Here is a 20,748-nt window from a genome sequence, read left to right as displayed (position 1 = left end):
CCCCAAATCCTTAGTTTTTTTAGGGTTAAGATGAACCTTTTGATGACTACAAACTCGAAGTAACTCTTCTATTCCGTATACTCTAATAGCTTTAAGTGCAGAAAATTCGTTTAGATACAATTGTCCATTTTCTGGTTTAAAATAATTGTATGATGCTAAAAATGAATATTTAATAGAACGCTGTACGCCCTCTGATGTTTGGTTTGATATTCCATTTTTTGAATATCTATCTTTAGCCCAGACATTTCTCTTTCCATCTTTAGCTCTGGCGGAATGATTAACACTTCTAAAGTTTTTGTTATAACGAGCCATCCAGGGAATTCCTTCATCACTAAATAATGGTGAATTCTTTGGCAAAAAATCAAAGAGGGGTTGTAGAGTAGATTGTTTTTGATCAGGAACAGAAGTTAATATAATTCCTTTACCCTTAAGGGCTACAGTGCTTATTAAAGTACCAATTTGATAGACCCCTTTGGCCTCTGCTACTCGATCACTTAAATAAATCGAAGCAGTTTGTCCTGAATGCTTCTTTCTGGCAAGATAACCATTGCTTCTTTGAGTTGCACTGAAGAGAGCTAAAGTATCTGTATGAACTACTGGCTTACCCTTTATAAAATCACTCAAATCGCCTGATTCTGGCAAATCCTTACCTTTCCAAGTCTTACGTATATCCTCTACCATTAAAGTCTTAATAGAAGGTATCATTTCAGAAAGAAATACCTGTAAGCGTCTTTTAAGAAGAATCGCGGTATTGTTACTTACACATAGTTTCCTTTGTATTTCAGAAGCTGATAACCCTAATGGATATCTTTGAACAGCCTCTACTAAGATATAGGAGAAGGACCACAAAGGGATCTTAAAATGGTGTAAAAAGGTTCCAACAGTGCGAGATCCGTGATAGTTACATTCAGGACAAAGAACCGCATTCTCACGAGTCGAAACATCTTTAGTTAAAAGAACATTACAGGTTGGACAATACTTTGGATAAAATTTAGTTAATAGGGCCTTAGTTAAATTAGTATAATAGTCAATGTTAATATGAGGGAACTTTGAGTTAAAACGATCTTTAGCTGTGAGTTTAGGTTGTTTTAGTGAAGGCTCAGTTTGGTTCCTAAAAGGTTTATTTTGGGTAAAAGCTTGGCTGTCGTCTCCGACTACGAATTTCTTGTTTTGATCAACAAAGGAAAAAATGGACTCACCGAGTACGTTTCGAAGAAACGGATTGGGGAGTTGGATTTTTTCGTTTGGGGAATCTAAACATGAAATTCGTAGTCGGAGACGACAGCCAAGCGATCTATAGTTTCCGGGGAACGGCGCCGGAGGCGTTCTTAAGTTTCCAAAAACTCTTTCAACCTTGCAAGGTCCATTTCTTAAACACAAACTATCGTTCGCTACCGGAGATCATCCGAACGTCCGCAATTCCCATCCTAAAAAATCGGGAAAAAATCGAAAAAGAAGTTTTGCCTTCGCGCAAAGGAAAAGCTTTTATCGGGAAAATCCTCATGGAAGAAACCGCCGATCTGATTCCTTTTTTAATTCGAGCGATTCCCAGCTCCGGTGAAGATTTGAAAATTTTATGTCGATCTAATTTTAGAATTTCTGAATATATAAGAATTGGAATACCCGATCGTTATCTTATGACGATCCACGCCAGTAAGGGTTTGGAATTTCACACGGTTTTTACGGACATCGCGGACGGCTGGAACGCCAGATACGATTCTCCTTTGGAAACGATCGAAGAGGAAAGGAGAATTCTCTATGTCGGTTTATCAAGAGCGCGGGATCGTTTGCTGATTTTGGGAGCGGCTAAGAATTCGAGAAGGGAAACGATCGAAAACGAATTTTTCAGTTATTTTAAAAAACTAAAAAAGATAGAACCGGAAGATTTGTCGAAGTAAACGACGCACTTCGATATAACCGATGCGAAAGCGATTGAAGCGAGATCAACAAATTGGAGCGACGAAAGAATTTCATCTTTCGAACAAACCCTCAATTTGTTGATCAGAGCAGAAAGCGCGGTCCCTCATCGGTTTTTTTCGTAAGAAAAAATCGATGAGGGATTCGCCCAAACTTTTTTAAGTCGAATTCGCGTTAAATATAATGTATTCTTTTCTTTACCAATCGATCGGAAAATAATCCTTTAAGAATTTACCGCACCAATGTTTTCCGGTGAGAATTCCGTCAAAGAACGGATCGCAGACCCTCGCCGCGCCGTCGACGATATCCAAAGGAGGTTGAAAATCGTGGAGATCCTGCTTTTTCTGGGATAACTCGATCGGGTCCTCGTCGGTTACCCAACCCGTATCGACGGCGTTCATATAGATTCCGTCTTTTGCAAAATCAATCGCGGAAGTATGCGTAAGCATGTTCAGCGCGGCCTTTGCCATATTGGTATGAGGATGTCTGTCCTCTTTTTTAAAACGATGAAATTTTCCTTCCATCGCGGATACGTTTACGATATGTTTCAGGCCCGTGTTCTCACGTCGCATAACGGAAACAAGACGATTGCAAAGCACAAAAGGAGCGACCGCGTTTACGAGCTGAACTTCCAACATCTCGGAAGTTTGAATTTCGCCTAACTTAAGCCGCCAACTGTTCGTTTTTCTAAGATCGACTTGCTGAAGATCCGCATCCATTTGACCTTCGGGAAAAACCGTCTCCAATTCGAAGGAATTATCGTGGGAATAAGGTATTTGTGAAAGTTGTGCGGAGGAACGGATTCCCACTCCGGGAATTTTTCCGTTCCAACCTACGGGAAGCGCGGCCTCGTTCGCAAGGTCGGTTCCTCCGAAAGATTCGAGTTTCCCCTTACAATCCCCGTGAAGTTTCAGAAGTTGCGCGGCCTCTTTTGGTATATCATGAAAATCTAATAGTTCGAGCTTCATAAGATGAGAGTAGAATCCCGGCGGCCTACGAACCGTCTGAGCCGCGTTATTGATGAGAATATCCAAACGATCCACGGTTTGTTCGATGTAACTCGCAAAAAGTTCCACACTCGGAGTATGTCTTAGGTCCAATCCGAAAATCTGAAGCCGATCGGACCATTGTACAAAATCGTCTTCTTTAGAAAACCGTAATGCTGCGTCCACGGGAAAACGAGTGGTCGCGATGACGGTCGCACCGGCTCTTAAAAGCATCAGAGTCGCTTGATATCCGATCTTCAATCTGGAACCGGTAATCAACGCGACCTGGCCGTGTAAGGGCGCGGTCTGAAATCTTTTTTTATAATTCAATTCTCCGCATGTCGGACACATGGCGTCGTAAAAAAAATGAAGGCGCGTATATTCCTTTTTACAAACGTAACAATTGCGAGGCGAAGTAAGTTCCGGCGCGTTCTCGTTTTTCCATAGATCTGTTTGATCGGCAATTTGCAAAGGCGCTTTGAATACGGAGACGGTTCGCGCGGTTCGAATCCCGGTCGCCGCCCTAGCTTTTTTTTCCCGAGCGACGATCTCTTTCTTTCTGGAATGTTTGATCGTTTTGTTTCGAATCCGAATTTCGTTCCGATCGGGACGGGAAATTTTTCCCGCAACGATCATCAGCGCGATTCGTTCTTTTTCGGGAATGGAAGTAAGCAGCTCGGGATTTTCCGTCAATGATTCCAGAAGTCGGATGCAGTCTTGAATTTCATCTATGAGTGGAATTTCTTTGCCATTTTGTTGAGAATCGCTCATGAACCGTTAGCTCGCTTGCAAAAGAAAAATCATCCTTCTTTCCTTCATTCCACTATACCGAAAAAAACAATCAAAGGATCAACTCAATTTCCGAGTTAAAATCGTTCTTTTACTTTTTAAAAAACTTTTTCAATTTCAGAGTTAAGCCACTTTTTTAGGAACAAATTCAAAAGTGAAATGTTCTAATCGACGTTTCCCAAATCACATTTAGGATGGAATAATGAAACGAATTTTTTCATACACGATCTTAATCGGAGCTTTTTTAATCGGAAGCACAATCTATGCGGACAATATCGATGAGGCTTGTAGCTTTGAAGGCAAACGTTTGTACGGAAGAATCAAAGTTGTAAGTAGCTCCCCCGATATACGAGTACAAGTGGTAACCTCATCTCCGGACCTAAAAGTCAAAGTGGTGAGTTCGTCGGCGTATTCTTGCGGAGAATGGCAAATGACGGATTCCTCCTCCGATTTAAAAGTCCAGTTCGTTACTAGTTCTCCGGACATTAAGATTCAATACGTCAGTTCTTCTCCGGGAATGGTGACATCCTCAAGCTCCGGAAATCAAAAAAAGATAAGCACCGGTTGCTCTTTCAAAGGAAAAAAATTATACGGTAAGGTTCAAGTAGTAACCTCCTCCCCCGATGTGAAAATAAAAGTAGTGGATAGTTTTTCGGATTTAAATGTGCAAGTAGTGGATCATTTTCCGGATTCCTGCGGAAAATGGCAGATGTCGGATTCGTTTCCGGATCTCAAAATCCAGTTCGTGGATAGTTTTCCGGATGTAAAAATCAAATATGTGACTTCCTTTCCGGGTGTACAATGACCTTTTTTTGTTATCTTTAGAATCCGCTCCAAGATCCTAAATAGATTCTTAATATATCTCTGTTCCGATAGAAAAACCTACTTCTTTCGAGACGGAGGTTTCTAAAACTCTATGGGATCGTTTGATATGTCATCGTATAGTTTGAACATTACTTGCAAATTTTCTAATTTACGAACGGAAAAGATCCTAATCAAAAACGTTCACTTAAATGATTTTCAATCCTTAATATCCTGTTTTTCCTAGGTTGAATTTTTCTTTGCATAAAACTCCTAACGTAGGAAATAGACCAGCAGAATCCTTTCGAACCGTCTTCGAATCTTAAAAACGGACTCGAAACGAACCCAATACATAACGCAAGAAGAGAATACATGAAAGAGATCATAAATTGGTTATCCACTCCAGAATCCAGAATCTTGGAAGCAAAGGAGCTTATAGAAATCGTAAACCGCAAAATGATTGAGGCGGGAATTCCGGTCTGGAGATTTTTTACGAGCATTCCCACCATGCATCCCGAGGTGATGGTAAGATCGATCATCTGGACGAGAGGAGAAGAAACTCAAATCGTATTCATTTCACACGACGGACTCAAACAACAACAATACAAGGACAGTCCTATCTATCTCATCCGAGAAGAACAAAAGGATTTCATTCGTTGTAAGCTGACCGGCCCGGACGCCGATCTTTCGTATCCTATCTGCGTCGACTTACGCGAAAAAGGCGGAACGGATTATTGTATCTTCGCCACCGTTTTCGGAACAAACATTCGAAGCGCGATCTCTTGGAGTACGGACGCACCCGGAGGATTTTCGGAGGAACAAATCGATTTCTTAAATTCGATTCGAAACGTTCTTTCCTTACGTTTGGATTTGGAATCCAGAAAATTTGCAATCAACGAACTCTTGGAAGTTTATCTCGGTTCCAACGCTTCCAAAAGAGTTTTATCGGGAGAATTTAGAAGAGGATCGGGTGAAACGATGTACGCCGCGATTCTTTGCGCGGACCTGCGGGACTTTTCCTTTTTGAGCGAAAACAATTCCCCCAAAAGGATCGTGGAAATTCTGGACAACTACTTCGAACTCACCGCACAACCGATTCAAGAGGAAAAAGGGGAAATTCTTAAGTTCATCGGGGACGCGATCCTTGCCGTTTTTCCGGCGGAAAAGGATCCGTATAAGGCTTGTTTGGCGGCCCTGAAAGCGGCGCAAAAGATTCAAACTTCCGTTATACAATGGAACGTCGATCATCCGGAGTCTCCGATTCATTTGGGTATGGCACTTAACGTGGGCGACGTTGTTTACGGAAACGTGGGAGCGAAAGACAGACTCGATTTTACGGTGATCGGTAACGCGGTCAATCAGGCCTTTCGAGTAGAATCCCTCTGCAAAGATTTCGGTAAGAGCATTTTGACGACGGAGGAATTCGCAAACAAAGCCGGGTCGGAAAACTTCGAATTCGTGGGAGCAAAACATCTCAAAGGAATTACGGGAGAAAGAAACATCTATTCTCCTTTAAGTTAAGGGCCTGCCCAAAACCCGAGAAATGCAAAGTCATGATATATCTTTTTTATTTTATTCTTCCACTTTTAATCGCAGGTTCCAACCCAAAGTTATAGCCAGATGCCGAATTGCCCAATGAATTCCCTCGATACCTATGCCATTGAATCATTACTTCAAAATACGAAACATCGCATATAAACATATTAAAAATGAATGGTTCTTTTATTACCGACAATATTACCTTTTATATCTACAATAACGACCGACTTTTGCCGATCCTGCAGACGAATCATTGAGTTCTCCTAGTTTCCAAGGATTCGCTCAAGATACTTTTAATTTTGCCTGCGTCCGCAATATCCCAAATTCGATCCAAAATCAGAACTTCGCCTCGATTATATAGTATGCAATAAATAGAATACGATTCATTAGAAGAATTCTCCGAAGCATGGCCTTCCGCCGTTATTATTATTTTCTTAATGTCTTGTTTTCGTATTTTTTTTCTCCATTGCGTTGGAATCGGAAACGAATATACAATCACATACCACATTTCTATATGTATATGTATAGAATTGAATGAACGATGAACCGTAATCAAAAAGATTAGTCCGAAAAAGAATATACCGAATATCTTCTCATAAGTATAATCCGATCCTTCCGTTTCAAACTCGACCATATCGGAAAAAATGGCCGCAATCGCTAACAAGGAAATAAAAATTCCAATTAAGGAAGTATATTCAAATCGATCGTAAGAACATAGGATCCGTCCCGGTTTTCTTTTTAAGGCTACTTTACTCATTTTTACGGAACTCAGTCAAAATATAACAGTTGGAGTGTTCTTGATTTTACTTTTCTCGAAACAATTTACATTTTTAAAAAAAATTCTTACGCCAAACCAACGTTAATCGAAATTTTAAGCGTTATAAATAGAACAATTCATTACGTGTCAAATATTTGATAAATTGTTATAAAAGAAATTTTTAGGGAAAAATAAACAATAACTTGTTATATTTTCAATAAATAGATTTACATACGGATCTTTCATGTTTTTAAAGTCATTTGTGCTTGTTCACTTGATTAAAAAATTTTAGGAGTAAATCAACGATTATGAAAATTAAATATAAATTTGCGGTTGTATCGGTATTTACGCTGATATTTGTCGCGTGTTTCAATAAATCATCTGGGGGCGACAATTCGGTTTTAAGTGGCTTACTTGCGATTATCTCCGACAAACAGACGTTAGGTTCAGCGACGTTAAGCGGAAATCAACTCCGTGGACAAAATCTACAATCAGCTTTTCCAGAAGGCTACGCGCCATATATCTTTACTACATCCTCTTCGGGCGCTGAACATAATGGAAACTTTGGAGGAATTTCCGGAGCGGATGCATATTGTCAGAGTCATATCCCTTCCAATATTCCTACTGGAATATACAAGGCGATGATCGTAGACGGAGTCAATAGAGTAGCTACTATAGTAGGACCGAATTCCACGGTAGGACAAAAAGACTGGGTGTTTCAACCGAACCAACAGTATCGTAGAGCGGAAGACGGTGCGAACGTAATGTTTACAAATAGTTCCGGTATGATCGATTTTCAAAGTGGTAAAAGATTGGAAAATCCATTTACCCAAGTTAAAGAATCCGGTCAATGGACTGGTTTAAATTCGAATTGGGTCCTTTGGACATCAGGAGGAATTCCTGGACGAGAGCCTATTATTTGCGACTCTTGGACTAGTTCTGATAATTCTGTTTATGGGGTATATGGCATATCAGTTAGCATGGACTCGAATATTCTTAGAGGAGAATCTACTGGATCATTCGTAACGTCTTGTTCCAATACGCTTACTTCCTATCAAAATTATAGATTAGGTCTCGTTTGTGTAGAGCAGCCGCGTCCAAAATATATATTCGTTACTTCTAGTACGGAGGAATGGCATAACGGAAACTTTGGAGGAATTGCCGGAGCGGATGCATACTGTCAGAGTCAAGTTCCTACAAACCTTCCCTCGGGGGGAACATACAAGGCAATGATTGTGGACGGAGTCAATAGAGTTGCAACGACGGTAGGACCGAATTCTACAGTAGGACAAAAAGACTGGGTACTTCTACCGAATCAAAAATATATAAGAGACTATGACGATACGTTCATTATGACTACGAATAGTTCCGGAATGTTTGATTTTGCAAACAATAGAAAATTAGAAAATTCATTTTCGCAAATTGCAGCTGCACACTGGACAGGTTTAAATTCAGATTGGACCGTTTGGACATCCGGAGGAATTCCTGGGTTAGAGCCTATTATTTGCGACTCTTGGACTAGTTCCGATAATTCTGTTTATGGGGTATATGGCATGTCAAATAGTACGGACTCAAATGCTCTTAAAGCAGAATCCAATGGAACATTCACGACGTCCTGTTCCAATAAACTTACTTCCTATGGTAATTATAGATTAGGCCTAGTTTGTGTGGAACAATAAGAGTCTGTTTTCCGATTAGGAAAAGCGAGACAGATTTTTGCAGCTTAAATTTTTTGATAAGAAATTAGGTTTTGGGACGCGCTGTAAGTAAAAAACTGTTTTTATATTCGATTTTGTAAAAATATTACAAAGTTTGAATTTTAAAAATGATTTCAATAGAGGGATCGGATACGATTCCTCTATTTTTATTTTCCTTGTATTTTAGTTTTCAATATCTTGAATCAATTCCAATCTTTTTTCAATGACGAGTAACGCAGATTTGTCGGACTTTTTAAAGTAGACCCTACATTCTAAGTTTTTAAACAAACGCAAATTCCACATAACGCAAAAAGGATCGATGCGGGGAACTCCGCAAAACGCTCTTTCAAACTCGGAGTCTCGCTTTCCATAGTCGTTCGACGGATCGATTTACATAATAAATTGAAACTAAAGACGATATGTTATATTACGTTTCTTTCGTGCAATTTATTGATCAGAATTGAGAGCCCTGCCTGACTTTCGCTCTGATTTTCTTACGTCGATTTTGGACGCGCCATAAATGTTATTCAAAACTTTATTTGAAAACTATGCTTAAAGCTATATACTCTTCTTCAAATACTACACTTTCATTGACTCAATTCGTAAACGCATTTTGGATATATCTTTCCTTTTTGTTCGGATACAAAAACGCTCAGTGGGCATTGGCAGAATTTGCGTTCATATAGAACAAGAACACAACGACTTCCTATAAGAAGTCAAATACCAATGTCCTCGGAGATTTTTTTCACAAGCTTCTTTACTGACGGCATGCATTGCAATTATATAAGCTAAAATAACCGAGATCGTTGGAGTAGCCGGGATCATGAAAATAAGAAATGTGATCTATCTTATACGTATCAATTGAATCCTTTCAGAATTATTTGTGAAATTCAGTCGAAGCGGCGGATGCACGAAGACAGATTATGCCGCAGGGGCACGCCTCTTTGTTCCAACACTCCATTCTAATTTTTGAATAGAGTGTTTTCGGTTTTTGTCTTAAAGATTACGCCCCTACGTATTGGTCCATTAGAGATTTTGCAATTACTCTGAGGGCCATCACTTCTTCGGCGCCTTCAAAGATGGAGAACACTCGGGCGTCCACGAAATATCTGGAAACCGCGTATTCCTCCGCATATCCCATACCCCCGTGAATCTGCATCGCTTCCCGGGTCACCCATTCCGCAACTTTAGAAGCATAGAATTTAATCAAGGTCGCTTCCATTTGACCTTTGTGATCGTCCAAAAGATTTGCAACGTGGTTCGCAAATTGCCGCGACGCCTGTAGAATCACAGCCATCCTTGCGATTTTGTATTTCGTTAAGTTGTATTCGTAGATCGGTTTTTGGAAAACGGATCTCTCTTGCGCATAACGTAACGCCGCTTCCAAAGCTGCTTGCATCACTCCGTGTGCGCGGGCCGCGGTCTGAATTCTTCCGCCCGCAAATCCTTCCATCTGAAAATAAAATCCTTTTCCCCTACCCGCTTCTCCGCCTAACAGATTCTCTGCGGGAACGAAGTAATTGTCGAAGGAAACTTCGAAAGAGTGCATTCCTCGGTAACCGATGGTTCCGATCGCTTTTCCTTCGATCTTTCCGCCTTCCGGTTGCGTGTAAGTAAATTCGTGACCCGTAAAACTCGGTTTTTCGGCGAGAAGAATCGAAAGGCCCTTGTGTTTCAAAGAAGGATCGGATTCGGTTCTGCAAAGAATCAATAGAAGATTTGCATAACCCGCAAAGGTGCACCAAGTTTTAACACCGTTGATGACCCAACCGCCGTTCGCAGGTTTGGCGGTAACGGAAACACCGGCAACGTCGGAACCGTAATTCGGTTCGGTCACCATGATACCCGCCATTCTTTCTCCCGATGCGAGTAACGGAAGCCACTTGTCTTTCTGTTCTTGGGTTCCTCCTTTGAGAAGAGCCTTGGACATGATCTCGGGTCTGGTAATCAAGGAACCCGCGATTCCCAAACCTCCTCTGGAAAGTTCTTCCGTAACTACGAGCATGGAAAGATTGTCCGGTTTATCGTTCGGCTGAATTCCACCATACGACTCGGGAATACAAAGACCGAAACATCCCATGTCTTTGAGTCCGCCGATGATGTCTTCGGGGATGATATCGTCGTTTCTGTGAACGTGTTCCGCGTGAGGCATAACCACGTCTTCAGCAAACTTCTTAAACGTTTCACGGAACATTTCGTGATCGTCATCAAGGCCGTAGGCTCCGAAGTGACCTTTGGCAACGATCTTGTCCGCGATCCGGTTGTAGTTTTGGATCGCCATCGCGTTTTCTAAAAATCGATTGGTTTCATCGTTGAAAATTTTGGAAACGAGATCGGAAGCTTTCACTCCGTATTCGGAAGGACGGGAACTGATTTCGGAACGAACGTGGTTCACGGTTTCAGCCGCGAAAACTACGGCCATCTCTTGTTCGAGATCTCCCGTTCCCCGAGACGTATCCCAAGCATATTCGATGAACTTCTCAGCGATTTTTTGTTCGGACGTAAGCCAAGCGATTTGGTATTGGACGAGTTGGTTTTCGTCCATTTTCTCAACGGAAACTTTTCCGTTTACATTACAACGTGCCGCAAGGGCCTTCGTAACTTCTTCGATAATTCCTGCGGAAACGGAAAGTGCTTTTTTCGCGGTCGCTTGATCAACGACGGTATGGGTTGCGCTCATGGGTTTTTAATCCTGAAGTAAAAAATTCGTATCTGAAACCTACAAAATCACGACTTCTACCCCTGTCATTTGCTTTTTGAGCGAACCTTCTCAGGGACGATCGGCCTCAAAATAAGGCCTGGATCGCACTTAAAGCACTTGCGTCTCGGAATAAGTTCATTTTCTTATGAATCAACACAACGTTAAGTAAATGCAAGAAGAATGAACACAACCTCCCTATTTTATTTCTTAGAAAGTTTTACGCCGGACTTACAATATATCAGAATGCCAAAACAGATTGAATCGGACCGGATGGAGCAAGCCAATGTAATCGGGAACAATAGAAAATGAAAATCTTGTTCAGAATGATGATAACGATCTCGATGGCTGCTCAGATGGATTGCGGTACAATCCTAATGCTTAAAGAAGCTCAAATTTTACCCACACGCATTTGGTCCATGGCAAAATACGCAGATAAAACCGTCTCTCCGGAACTGTCTAAAAATCTTAGCGCCTTGGATCCTCCTCTCTGGATTTATCCAGGGACACGACTCTACTGGATGACTGGTATAGATAAGAATTTTCCTTTTAGTGTTATTGATCTTCCTTTGTCCTTCTTGGCGGATACGATCCTATTTCCCATTACAATTCCGTTTACGGTATATTACTATTGGAGAGTTCCCGAGGCCTGGGAGTCAGGCCTTCTGATGGGAAGTATAGAGAACAACGATCTATCGGCGGTTCGCCGTTACATCGAGGCTGGCGCGGATGTGAATTCCACATTCATTGGTCCGTCTCCATTGTATTTTGCTATTAAGAACGAGAACGTTGAAATTGTGAGGCTCCTCTTAGAGAAAGGCGCCGATGCGAATTTCCAAAACGACGCCTTCTATGATAAATCTTTATTGTATTTTGCTATTGAGAACGAGAACATTGAAATCGTGAGGCTCCTCTTAGAGAAAGGCGCCGATGCAAATGCGAAGAATTGCGATTTTTTTCGTCGCTGTAATTATCTACTCTTCAACGTAATAGAACGTTATTCTAATTTTCCGCCAAAAAAAGATAGAAGACCCGAAATTATTAGGCTGCTCCTAGAAAAGGGAGGAGCCGATGTCAACGCTACTTTGGCGGAAGACGGGACGAGCCCTCTACACTACGCAGTAGAAAAAAGACACAACATTCAAATTGTAAAACAATTAGTAGAACACGGCGCCAATGTAAACGGTAAGGATGTTTATCAGCAGACTCCGCTGTATGATGCAGCCTCAAAAGAAATCGCACAGTATCTTTTTCAACAAGGCGCAGATCCAACCGTGAAAAACGGCTCCGAGGAAACCCCTCTGGAACATGCAAAATATTTAATGAACTTGGGCAGAGAAAATAATTATGATGCGCTCAGGTTTCTTGAAGGCGTTCCCTAGTTGCCAGAGGTAGCACGAATGTTTTTAGCAAATCCGTTTTTAAAAGGTCTTGGCCTTCTACTTATCTCCTACTATCTAAATGTTTATCACAAAGTGCCCTTTAATGTAAGTAACGTGAGTTCGACGGTTGAAGGTTTGGGCGAATAAGAAACTCAATGCTACGACTCCCTATGGGTCGTCGCAGCAGCTCGCGAATTTCATAGTGGACTGGCTCGCGATCGCGCTTGAACATAATGTTCCAATTCCTTCGGAATTTAACTCAATTTTGCTTTCCTTTTTAAACGAATTCCAAATCATCTTCGGTTTGAAAGTGGAGTAAAACTTATTTTGGAAATCGAGAAAATACAAAAACGTTTGGACGAACTGGAACAAGAAATCGTATCTCTCAAAAAAGAAATCCTCACACATACTCATAAAGAAACAAAACAGGAAACGGATTCCCACGCAAACTCTCAACCGATCGAATCCGCAGCGCCGATTGAAAAACCCAGAAGTCGCGAATGGGAACTTTTTTGGGGAGGAAATCTTTTAGGCAAATTCGGATTGGTTTCGATCCTTCTCGCAAGCGTATGGCTCGTCAAATTCGCATTCGACAATCGATGGGTGAACGAGTCCGGTAGAATTCTGATCGGATTGTCCATCGGATTCGGAGTTTGTTTTGCGGGAATTCGATTGGCCGTAAAAAAGTATCGGGTTCTACCGGAGTCGGTTTTAGGAACCGGATTTTCAATCGTCTATTTGAGTCTGTTCGGCGCGTATTATTATTACGATCTATTCTCCCTCTCCGAAACCTTTTTGTATCTTGTTTTGTTAGGCGTATTCTCTTCCGGTTTGGCTTATTGGATCCGTAAAGAGATCCTCTATATCTTCGCGTTGGTCGGTTCGGTATTTTCCCCCGTTCTGATTTCTCAAGGGGAAAATTCCTACCGATTCCTATTCAGTTATTTAATTTTTTTGAATATACTACTATTCTTAATTTCCAGAAAAGTATCCTGGATCGTATCCTCTTTCCTATTATTGACCGCGAACTTCGTATTGTATTATTTATGGGCGATAGAAAATGCGAAACGAAGCGGATTTTTGATTCCCTTCCTATTTATCAATGCGACGTATTTGTTGTTCGTTTACGGAAAAGTTTTTTTCTTTCCGAAACTTTCGCAAAGAAACGAAAATTCGGGCGGCGTATTTCCTAAGTGGAATTGGATTTTTTATCCCGTCTTTTTAGTTTTAAATTCCTTATGTTTCGGATATACGGGGTACTTTCAACTACGGGAATTCTACCCGAATTTAAGTCCGCATTTCATGTTGTTCGGGGCCGTTCTTTTTTCGTTATGGATATTACTCAGTCGGAAAAAATCGGAAGTTTTTTCCGCATCGGAACGCGTAATTTTCGAAACGATTCATTTATATCTTCTCTTAGGATTTACTTTCGCGGCGCTTTCGGATTTTTCGGAAGAAAGTTGGCTTACGTTTTCCTGGATCGCCTTCGCCGGTGTCGTTTCTCTGCTGAGTTCAAACTCCGGAAACGTACAAATTCGAACTCTTTCGGTCGGTTTCTGGATTGCCGCCTTGTTAAAATTGTATTTTTTCAATTCGATGGACGACGTGAACCGATGGTTTTTATTCAACGAAAGATTCGCGTTATATTTTCTCGCATCCGTATTTCTTTTCGGAACGTACTACATTCAAAAAAACAAGAACTCTTCGGAGTTCGATCGGGGATTTATTTATATGGGAATTTTCACTCTTATTATAGGCACTTTGGCGGACGTTTATCACACCGTTCACAACGAACATTACAGAAATTTAGGATATTCTTATGTTCTTGCCTTTTATGCCTCTTTGTTTCTTTTTACGGGATTCAAATACTCGTTCAAATCCCTTAGAATCGCGGGCGCGCTCGTGTCCATGATATTGGTGGGAAAATTATATTTTTACGATATATGGACGATGAGTAAGATCGTCAGAATCATAGCGGGATTTACTCTCGGCCTCGGTTTTATTCTTATCAGCGTTTATTATCAGAAGTTTAAGGAAAAACTCGCAAACTACCAAAATTCATCCGGGCTTCTACTGCTTTTATTTGTTTTATTCGGCTCGTTCATTGTTTCCCCTTTGGAGGCAGAAACGATCAATACGAAAGGTTATCGGTATTATAAGGAAATTAAAATTCCGAAAATCTCCCGCAAGGACGGCGCGGAGGAAGATAACGTATATTACGGTAAGATCAATTTGGACGAGGATATCGTCAGACATTCCGGAATCAACGATAGAAGGATCGTTCATAACGGTCGCGTGGTTCCGTTTATTTCGAGGAATACTCTTGCAAGTTCCAACGACGCCGGAGAGGTCGGAGTGAAACTTCTTTTCGAAGAGAAAAACGAAAACGATAACAATAGAATTTACGTATTAAAACTTCCTAAAGTTCCTGTAAAAGCCCAATACTCTTCGATTCTCGTTCAAGGACCCGGAGAATACGAGGTAAATGGAAAAATCTATCTGGGAAAAAATCCGGAAGATTGGAGACTCCATTCGGAGTTCACAGTCTACAGTTATTCCGGAGGAGACGCTTCTAATCAAATTCGATTCGAAGCCCAACAAAACGAAACTTACGTTCGGATCGAAACCGATTCCGATGTCCGTTTAACGTTTCTCAAAGCGACTTACAAACCGATTATCGAAAGAGCGGAATTCAAAAGGGTTTTGGAAAGAACCGATTTGGAATTCGGTTTTAACGCCGATACCAGATCGAGCGTTTTCTATTTTAGAAATCCCATGAAAATTCCGATTCATAGAGCGCTCCTGTTCATCAAGGAAAAGAAATTCGAACGTAAGGTGAACGTATTCTTTAAAAATTCCTCCAAGGAATTCGAACTGCTCGGAGACGGTATCATATTCAATAAATCGAATGGATCCTCGGATACGAATTTGGTTTTATCGAAACCGATTTCTTCCGAACTTAAATTGGAAATTTTCGACGGAGACGACCATCCCTTGACTTTGGAAAAGATGGAAATTTTTATCCTTCAAGAGGAAATCGTTTTTCCGATACGTTTGGAAACGGATCAGGACGTTCAGGATTTGAAAATCTTTTACGGAAATCCTTACGCGCAGCCCGCCGAGTTCGATTTCGAAAAAACGTTTTCCGAGTCCGCATTTCAAAACGAAGCTCTGATCCAAGAAGAGCGCGAAAACGAAAATTTCGGCTATTCGATGGGAGAACCTCCCGTTTCCACCTGGATCATTCGTGTGTTCTTTTTTCTAGGATTAACGATTTTGGCTTTTTTAACATACAGGGTCTTTCGTTCCAAAGTTTCCGCGGAAGTTTAATGTAACCGAAAACGAATCTTCTTAACACATTCAGATTTATCTTGAAATCCAAGTAGCTTGTGGGAGCGGTTGGAACCTATCGAACGTTTGCAAGAATCGTTATATGACTCTTTCTATGAATCGTTATCAAACGCTCAATGAAATAAGAATATCACGAAGGAGAAAAAGGCCGGCCGCATTCCTCCTCGGCTCTGCCGAGTCGGAACCGCGCTTTCAGCTCCAGTCAAGAAATTGCGACTTTCAGAAATGAAAGATCGTTTGATTTGGCAATTTCTTGACTACGCCTCAATCGCTTGCGGGAAAATTATCTCACAACATAATCCTGAACTTTGTAGAGAAACGTGAGCCTCGCCAAAATCAGAACCAAGTTGATCAGAAACAAAATCACGAACGGACGGTCGATTATTTCCTCGTCTTCGGCTTTGATGAAAAGATAAAGAGGAATCGCAAACGTAAAAAGGCGGATCGTATTGATATACTCGGACCAGAAATGATAGTGGTTCGCGATCGCGATCATCAAGATCACCAAAGAGAAACCGACCTTATAAAAAGTTCCCTTCTTCCAGGATCCCGTAAAGGGAATCAAGAACATCGTCAGAAATTGAAGCACAAGGGGAAACTTGGAAAAGGATCGAACGATCTGTTTGATTCCGCCGCCGCTAATAAAACTCGCACCTAACTCCATTAGATATTTATAAATTCCTTCGAACGGAATCATAAACACCGCAAGTCTCGTCGGCGTCCAATTCGGCAAAGTATATTTGAGATAAATCTGCCAGAGAACGGGAACGAGTAAAGTGGAACCTACGATCAACATCTTCTTCACGTCTTTGCGCGACAAGGCTGCAAGTCCCAAAGAGAAAAGATAGAATAACGCGGGTTCTTTCGTGACCAAAGCGAGGCCGGAAAGAACGTAAAAGGAAACGTAGTTTTCCCTTTCGTAAAAATAAATCGCAAGAACGATCAACGAAACCATGATCGTATCGCTTACAAGAACGGAATAACTCGCCAACGCAAACGGAGAGACGAGATATAAAATCGCCCAATGCGATTTTTCCTTTAAAAGTACGCGAAGCGCCAGATAAGAAAGATAGAGCAAGGAAAGACTGAGAATGTACATCCCGGCGATGTTTCCCCATTTACCAAAAATTCCCCAGAGAGAAATCAATAACGGATAACCGATACGAGGCGCTCTGTATGTGGCGTCGAAACCTTCCGGCCACTTCAGACTGAAATTGGAAATCGATCTCGAATAATAGTAAAAAATCTGGCCATCGTAACCGGCTCCCAAATCCCCTTCTTTTCCCTTAAAGGCGATCACCCCGCTCGGGGTTTCCGCTTCGTTCTTTTTGACGAACTCCTCGCCGAAATTCACCATCGCGGAAGGATTCCATCCGTAACGGGACCAAAGTGCAAGTGTTACGAAACCGTAAAGCGATAAAAGAACGATCAAACCTTTCAGGGGAGAATCGACTTTTCGAAATAAAGATTCAAGTTTTTGCATATTCTTAACCGCCGAGACCGAGTTTTCTTCCTAATAATTTGAATGCGAATCGAATCGCCTGTTTTAAAACCCTTCGATTAAAGGAAGAGTTGGAAAACACATAATGAATTCCGATTTCTCCGATCGTTCCCCGATTTTTAGCCACGATCGAAAGCGCTTCCATATGAAAGTCGAACGCGACCGATTCCAGTTTTGACTCGGCGATCCAAGTAAACGCGTTCTTGGAATACTTTCTATATCCGGAAGTGCAATCCCGCAATCGATAACCGAATACGTCGAACAAACCCGGTGAAATGCAATAATTCATCACTTTTGCGGCGATAAAAGATATTAGCTTTCTGTAAAGTGGAACCCCGTCGGTCGTTATACGACTTCCGATCACGAGATCCGCCTCCGTTTTGATGAATTCGGGAAGTTTATCCGGATCGTGGGAAAGACCCGCGTCCATCGTCACGACCGAATCGTATTTTTTTTGAACGGCGAATTTCATTCCGTCCTGAATCCCGCCGGGAATATGCGTGTTCTTCTCGTGACGGATCGTGAACAGTTTTTTCGGATATTTGCGAATCAGTGCTTTTAAAATTTCCGGCGTTTTATCTTTGGAAGCGTCGTCGACGACGAGAACGTCCGAATACGCCAAAGCCCGTTCGACAACTTCGCGGATCGTTTCCTCCTCGTTGTAAGCGGGAATGACGACGAGATTTTTCATTTTTTGACTTCGAACACGGATTTATCCGCTTCAATCCAGCGGATCAGTTTTTCCACGCCTTCTTTCGGTTTGAATTTAGGGTCGAATCCGAATCCTTTCGCCTTGGCGATGTCGCAGATGAAATAACGCATATCACCCGGTCTTTCCACGTCGAATACGATCTCCTGTTTTTTACCGAGGATATCTCCGATCATATGAATACATTCTAATAAAGAAATTTTATGATCCGGACCTCCGCCGATGTTAAAAACTCCCGGAGTCTGATGTTCGAACCATCTGAGGTAACTTTCCGCTCCGTCCGCCGCATAGAGAATGTCCCGTGCTTGTTTTCCGGTTCCGAAAATCCGCAAAGGCCAACCGAACACGGAACGAATCGCAAAGTTCGCGACCCAACCGTGATCCTCTCCGCCGAACTGACGTTCGCCGTAAATCCCGGTAAAACGAAACGAAGCGGCCTTTATCTTATACATGTCCACATACGTTCTCACATAATATTCCGCGCTCATCTTGGAAGCGTGAAGAGGAGAAATTTCTCCGACCATCACGGGCTGATCCTCTCCGATCGCTACCGGACTTCTTTCGTAGGAAGTGGCTCCTTCTTTGAGAGTGTCGTTGATCGAATTTCCGTATACGTGGATGGAACTCGTGTTAACGACGGGAATATTCCGTTTACGGGCGACCTCCAAAACATTAAAGGTTCCTAATACGTTTGTCGTAAAATCAAGTTCTGGATCCTCCCAGGAAATTGTCATCGCGGGTTGTGCGGCCGTATGAACGATAAAATCGCAACCTTCCGTCCGATCCGTAAGATGTTCGAGGTTTCGGATATCCCCTTTTACCATCGTAACTCCGAGGGTTTTTAAAAAATTCCAGTTGTATTCGCGGGTCGCTTCGGTTCCGTATCCGGTTCTTTTCAATTCATATTTGGTCATACTATCGTAGCTGATCACGTCCCAACCTTGTTTACGAAACGTTTCACAAACGTGAGAACCCAGAAATCCGCATCCGCCGGTCACTAAAACTTTTTTTGCCATAAATATCCCTTTTCCATATTCTATAATTAAAAAATTCTAAATTAGTTTCCGAACCATTTTTTCTTCAACATCAAACGGACGATCGAAATGAATTCTCGGGCGGTGTTCTTTGGAACGGATTCGATCGGACGATAATAGGAGATCGGAATTTCGATACAACGCATATAAGAACGAACGGTTTCCATCATCAGTTCGGGAATGATTCTCCGGTCGTTCATCTCCAGATCGGGTTCGATTTTAGAGTAAGAATCCTTCCAGATCGCAAAGTAAGAACACATCGCGTCCGTAAAACGCGGTTCCATTCCCCACCAAAAAACTTCGATGAGTTTTCCGAGGATCAGATTGACCACACGAACTCCGGGAAGAAGATTGGAACCTTGTTCGATCATCTGCCTGGTGGTTCTAGTACCGATCACCATATCCGAGTCTTTCAGATATTCCAAAAGTTTCGGATAATCCTTGGATCGATACGATCCGTCGGGGGTAACGATGATCGCGATATCCCCGGACGCGGCCCGGATTCCTTCCCGAATCTGTTTTCCGAAATGATCCCCGTCCTCAGCCGTTTCAAAGGAAAGGACTTTAGCTTTTTCTTTTTTAGCAATTTCTAATGTTTTATCCGTAGAACCGAAGTCGACCACCAAAATTTCGTCGACCTTTCCCCGAAAGTCCACGATCACGTCCGCGACGGATCTTTCGTTGTTTTTTGTGGGAACGATCAACGTGGTTTTAAAACGCGCGAATTCCTCGTTTCGGATTTCGTAAACCGCGTGATGATAGTCCTGCATAGAATTGATATTGAAGTATTCCACGTCGAGTTCCGTCGCAAACACCTTGCCGCTTTCCTTTGCCATCAGATCAATCACGTCCGTGATTTCGATCACGCCGCTTTTGGGAGAAGGAGGAGTTTTTTTAAAATATTCGAAATAAGCCGGAGTAAAAAGATAACTACCCAAACCGAGAAGATCGTTCGGAGGATCGGAAGGTTTTTCCACGAGTTCCAAGATCCGATCCCCTTTCAGTTCCACGGAATAATTCTTTCGGATTCTGGAAAGCAGGGTGGTCTTTTGAACGCCGATCGATGCGATCAGTTTCGGGTGTTTTCGAAACGTTTGTATGAATTTTTTATGATCCGGATGAAAGTAAAACTCGTCCCCCAGGATCGTGATAAACGGAGAACGGATTTGCGGTTCCAAACTGGCGATATCGCTCGCAAGACCTTTTGTGGTCCAAAGAGAAGGAATGATTTCCACGTTGCGGTGATTCTTCCGAATCCTTTCGATTTCGGAGACGACCATTTCTTGAAGATGACCGACGAGAACGTAGATTTTTTTTACGTGGAACGTGCTCTGCATCAGTTCGACGTTTCGTTCAAGAATCGTTTTTCCCTGAAACTCGAATAAAGGTTTAGGAATGTATGTCGATCTGGGATAGGCCCTTGTTCCTTTTCCGGCCGCAGCTATGACCCCTACTTCAATCTTTTCCACTGGGAGATACGCTATTTTTACAGGCCCGGGAATGTCAAAAACGATTTGGAAACGGGGAATTCGAGCTTATAAGCCGCAGCGTATTCCGTCGAAAGCGGATATGAGAACTTAAATATAC

The 20,748-nt window shown here is 42.0% G+C and carries 12 protein-coding genes and 2 pseudogenes; 6 read left to right on the top strand and 8 right to left on the bottom strand.

Translation table 11 applies throughout. The features are described 5' to 3' along the window. Positions 1-1,032, bottom strand: a pseudogene (locus LEP1GSC194_RS19915) (hypothetical protein); the annotation flags it as partial. Between the two features lie 236 nt (positions 1,033-1,268). Between LEP1GSC194_RS19915 and LEP1GSC194_RS19910 the strand changes: the two are divergent. Then, positions 1,269-1,898, top strand: a pseudogene (locus LEP1GSC194_RS19910) (3'-5' exonuclease); the annotation flags it as partial. 216 nt (positions 1,899-2,114) lie between these two features. Here the strand turns inward: LEP1GSC194_RS19910 and LEP1GSC194_RS19905 are convergent. After that, complete coding sequence (locus LEP1GSC194_RS19905) at positions 2,115-3,674, bottom strand: SDR family NAD(P)-dependent oxidoreductase (protein WP_020775254.1); 1,560 nt, start codon at positions 3,672-3,674, stop codon at positions 2,115-2,117. Positions 3,675-3,894: 220 nt separating this feature from the next. Here LEP1GSC194_RS19905 and LEP1GSC194_RS23700 point away from each other — a divergent pair, with 220 nt between their 5' ends. Together LEP1GSC194_RS23700 and LEP1GSC194_RS19890 are read left to right on the top strand one after the other, a co-directional pair. Next, positions 3,895-4,497 (top strand): hypothetical protein, encoded by a 603-nt coding sequence (locus tag LEP1GSC194_RS23700; protein WP_020775270.1) that lies wholly within the window; start codon positions 3,895-3,897, stop codon positions 4,495-4,497. Positions 4,498-4,865: 368 nt separating this feature from the next. Further along, a complete protein-coding gene (locus LEP1GSC194_RS19890; protein ID WP_020775267.1) occupies positions 4,866-6,014 on the top strand; it encodes an adenylate/guanylate cyclase domain-containing protein in 1,149 nt (382 codons plus the stop codon). 268 nt (positions 6,015-6,282) lie between these two features. Here LEP1GSC194_RS19890 and LEP1GSC194_RS19885 read toward each other — a convergent pair whose 3' ends face one another. Further along, positions 6,283-6,789, bottom strand: coding sequence for a hypothetical protein (locus LEP1GSC194_RS19885; RefSeq protein WP_020775269.1), 507 nt, complete (start codon positions 6,787-6,789; stop codon positions 6,283-6,285). A gap of 308 nt (positions 6,790-7,097) precedes the next feature. Between LEP1GSC194_RS19885 and lenC the strand changes: the two genes are divergently transcribed. Continuing rightward, positions 7,098-8,468: an endostatin-like outer membrane lipoprotein LenC gene (gene lenC, locus LEP1GSC194_RS19880; protein WP_020775283.1), complete on the top strand. Its 1,371-nt coding sequence runs from the start codon at positions 7,098-7,100 to the stop codon at positions 8,466-8,468. A gap of 1,021 nt (positions 8,469-9,489) precedes the next feature. Here lenC and LEP1GSC194_RS19875 read toward each other — a convergent pair. Further along, positions 9,490-11,166, bottom strand: coding sequence for an acyl-CoA dehydrogenase family protein (locus tag LEP1GSC194_RS19875; protein ID WP_020775250.1), 1,677 nt, complete (start codon positions 11,164-11,166; stop codon positions 9,490-9,492). Positions 11,167-11,492: 326 nt separating this feature from the next. Between LEP1GSC194_RS19875 and LEP1GSC194_RS19870 the strand changes: the two genes are divergently transcribed. Beyond that, entirely contained in the window at positions 11,493-12,566 is a 1,074-nt protein-coding gene (locus tag LEP1GSC194_RS19870; protein ID WP_036043869.1) for an ankyrin repeat domain-containing protein, read from the top strand. A gap of 327 nt (positions 12,567-12,893) precedes the next feature. Continuing rightward, on the top strand, positions 12,894-15,896 hold the full coding sequence (locus LEP1GSC194_RS19865) for a DUF2339 domain-containing protein (RefSeq protein WP_020775272.1): 3,003 nt from the start codon (positions 12,894-12,896) through the stop codon (positions 15,894-15,896). Between the two features lie 304 nt (positions 15,897-16,200). On the opposite strand, the gene LEP1GSC194_RS19860 is transcribed toward LEP1GSC194_RS19865, so the two are convergent. From LEP1GSC194_RS19860 to LEP1GSC194_RS19845, 4 genes are read right to left on the bottom strand one after another with little or no spacing between them, the layout of a single operon-like run. Further along, entirely contained in the window at positions 16,201-17,400 is a 1,200-nt protein-coding gene (locus tag LEP1GSC194_RS19860) for an AZOBR_p60025 family cell surface glycopolymer formation protein (protein WP_020775282.1), read from the bottom strand. A gap of 4 nt (positions 17,401-17,404) precedes the next feature. Then, positions 17,405-18,109, bottom strand: a complete 705-nt coding sequence (locus LEP1GSC194_RS19855) for a glycosyltransferase (RefSeq protein ID WP_020775258.1) — start codon at positions 18,107-18,109, stop codon at positions 17,405-17,407. After that, positions 18,106-19,143 carry an NAD-dependent epimerase/dehydratase family protein gene (locus LEP1GSC194_RS19850; protein WP_020775260.1) on the bottom strand — a complete coding sequence of 346 codons (1,038 nt, stop codon included), beginning with the start codon at positions 19,141-19,143 and terminating at the stop codon, positions 18,106-18,108. The genes LEP1GSC194_RS19855 and LEP1GSC194_RS19850 overlap by 4 nt, the downstream gene beginning before the upstream one ends. A gap of 41 nt (positions 19,144-19,184) precedes the next feature. Then, positions 19,185-20,630 (bottom strand): glycosyltransferase family 2 protein, encoded by a 1,446-nt coding sequence (locus tag LEP1GSC194_RS19845; RefSeq protein ID WP_020775276.1) that lies wholly within the window; start codon positions 20,628-20,630, stop codon positions 19,185-19,187. Positions 20,631-20,748 lie beyond the last annotated feature (118 nt).

Origin of the sequence: Leptospira alstonii serovar Sichuan str. 79601 (genome assembly GCF_000347175.1) — a bacterium.
Classification (GTDB): Bacteria; Spirochaetota; Leptospiria; order Leptospirales; family Leptospiraceae; genus Leptospira; species Leptospira alstonii.
Note: the sequence above shows the minus strand (reverse complement) of the source record. Positions and strands in the feature narration are given on the sequence as shown.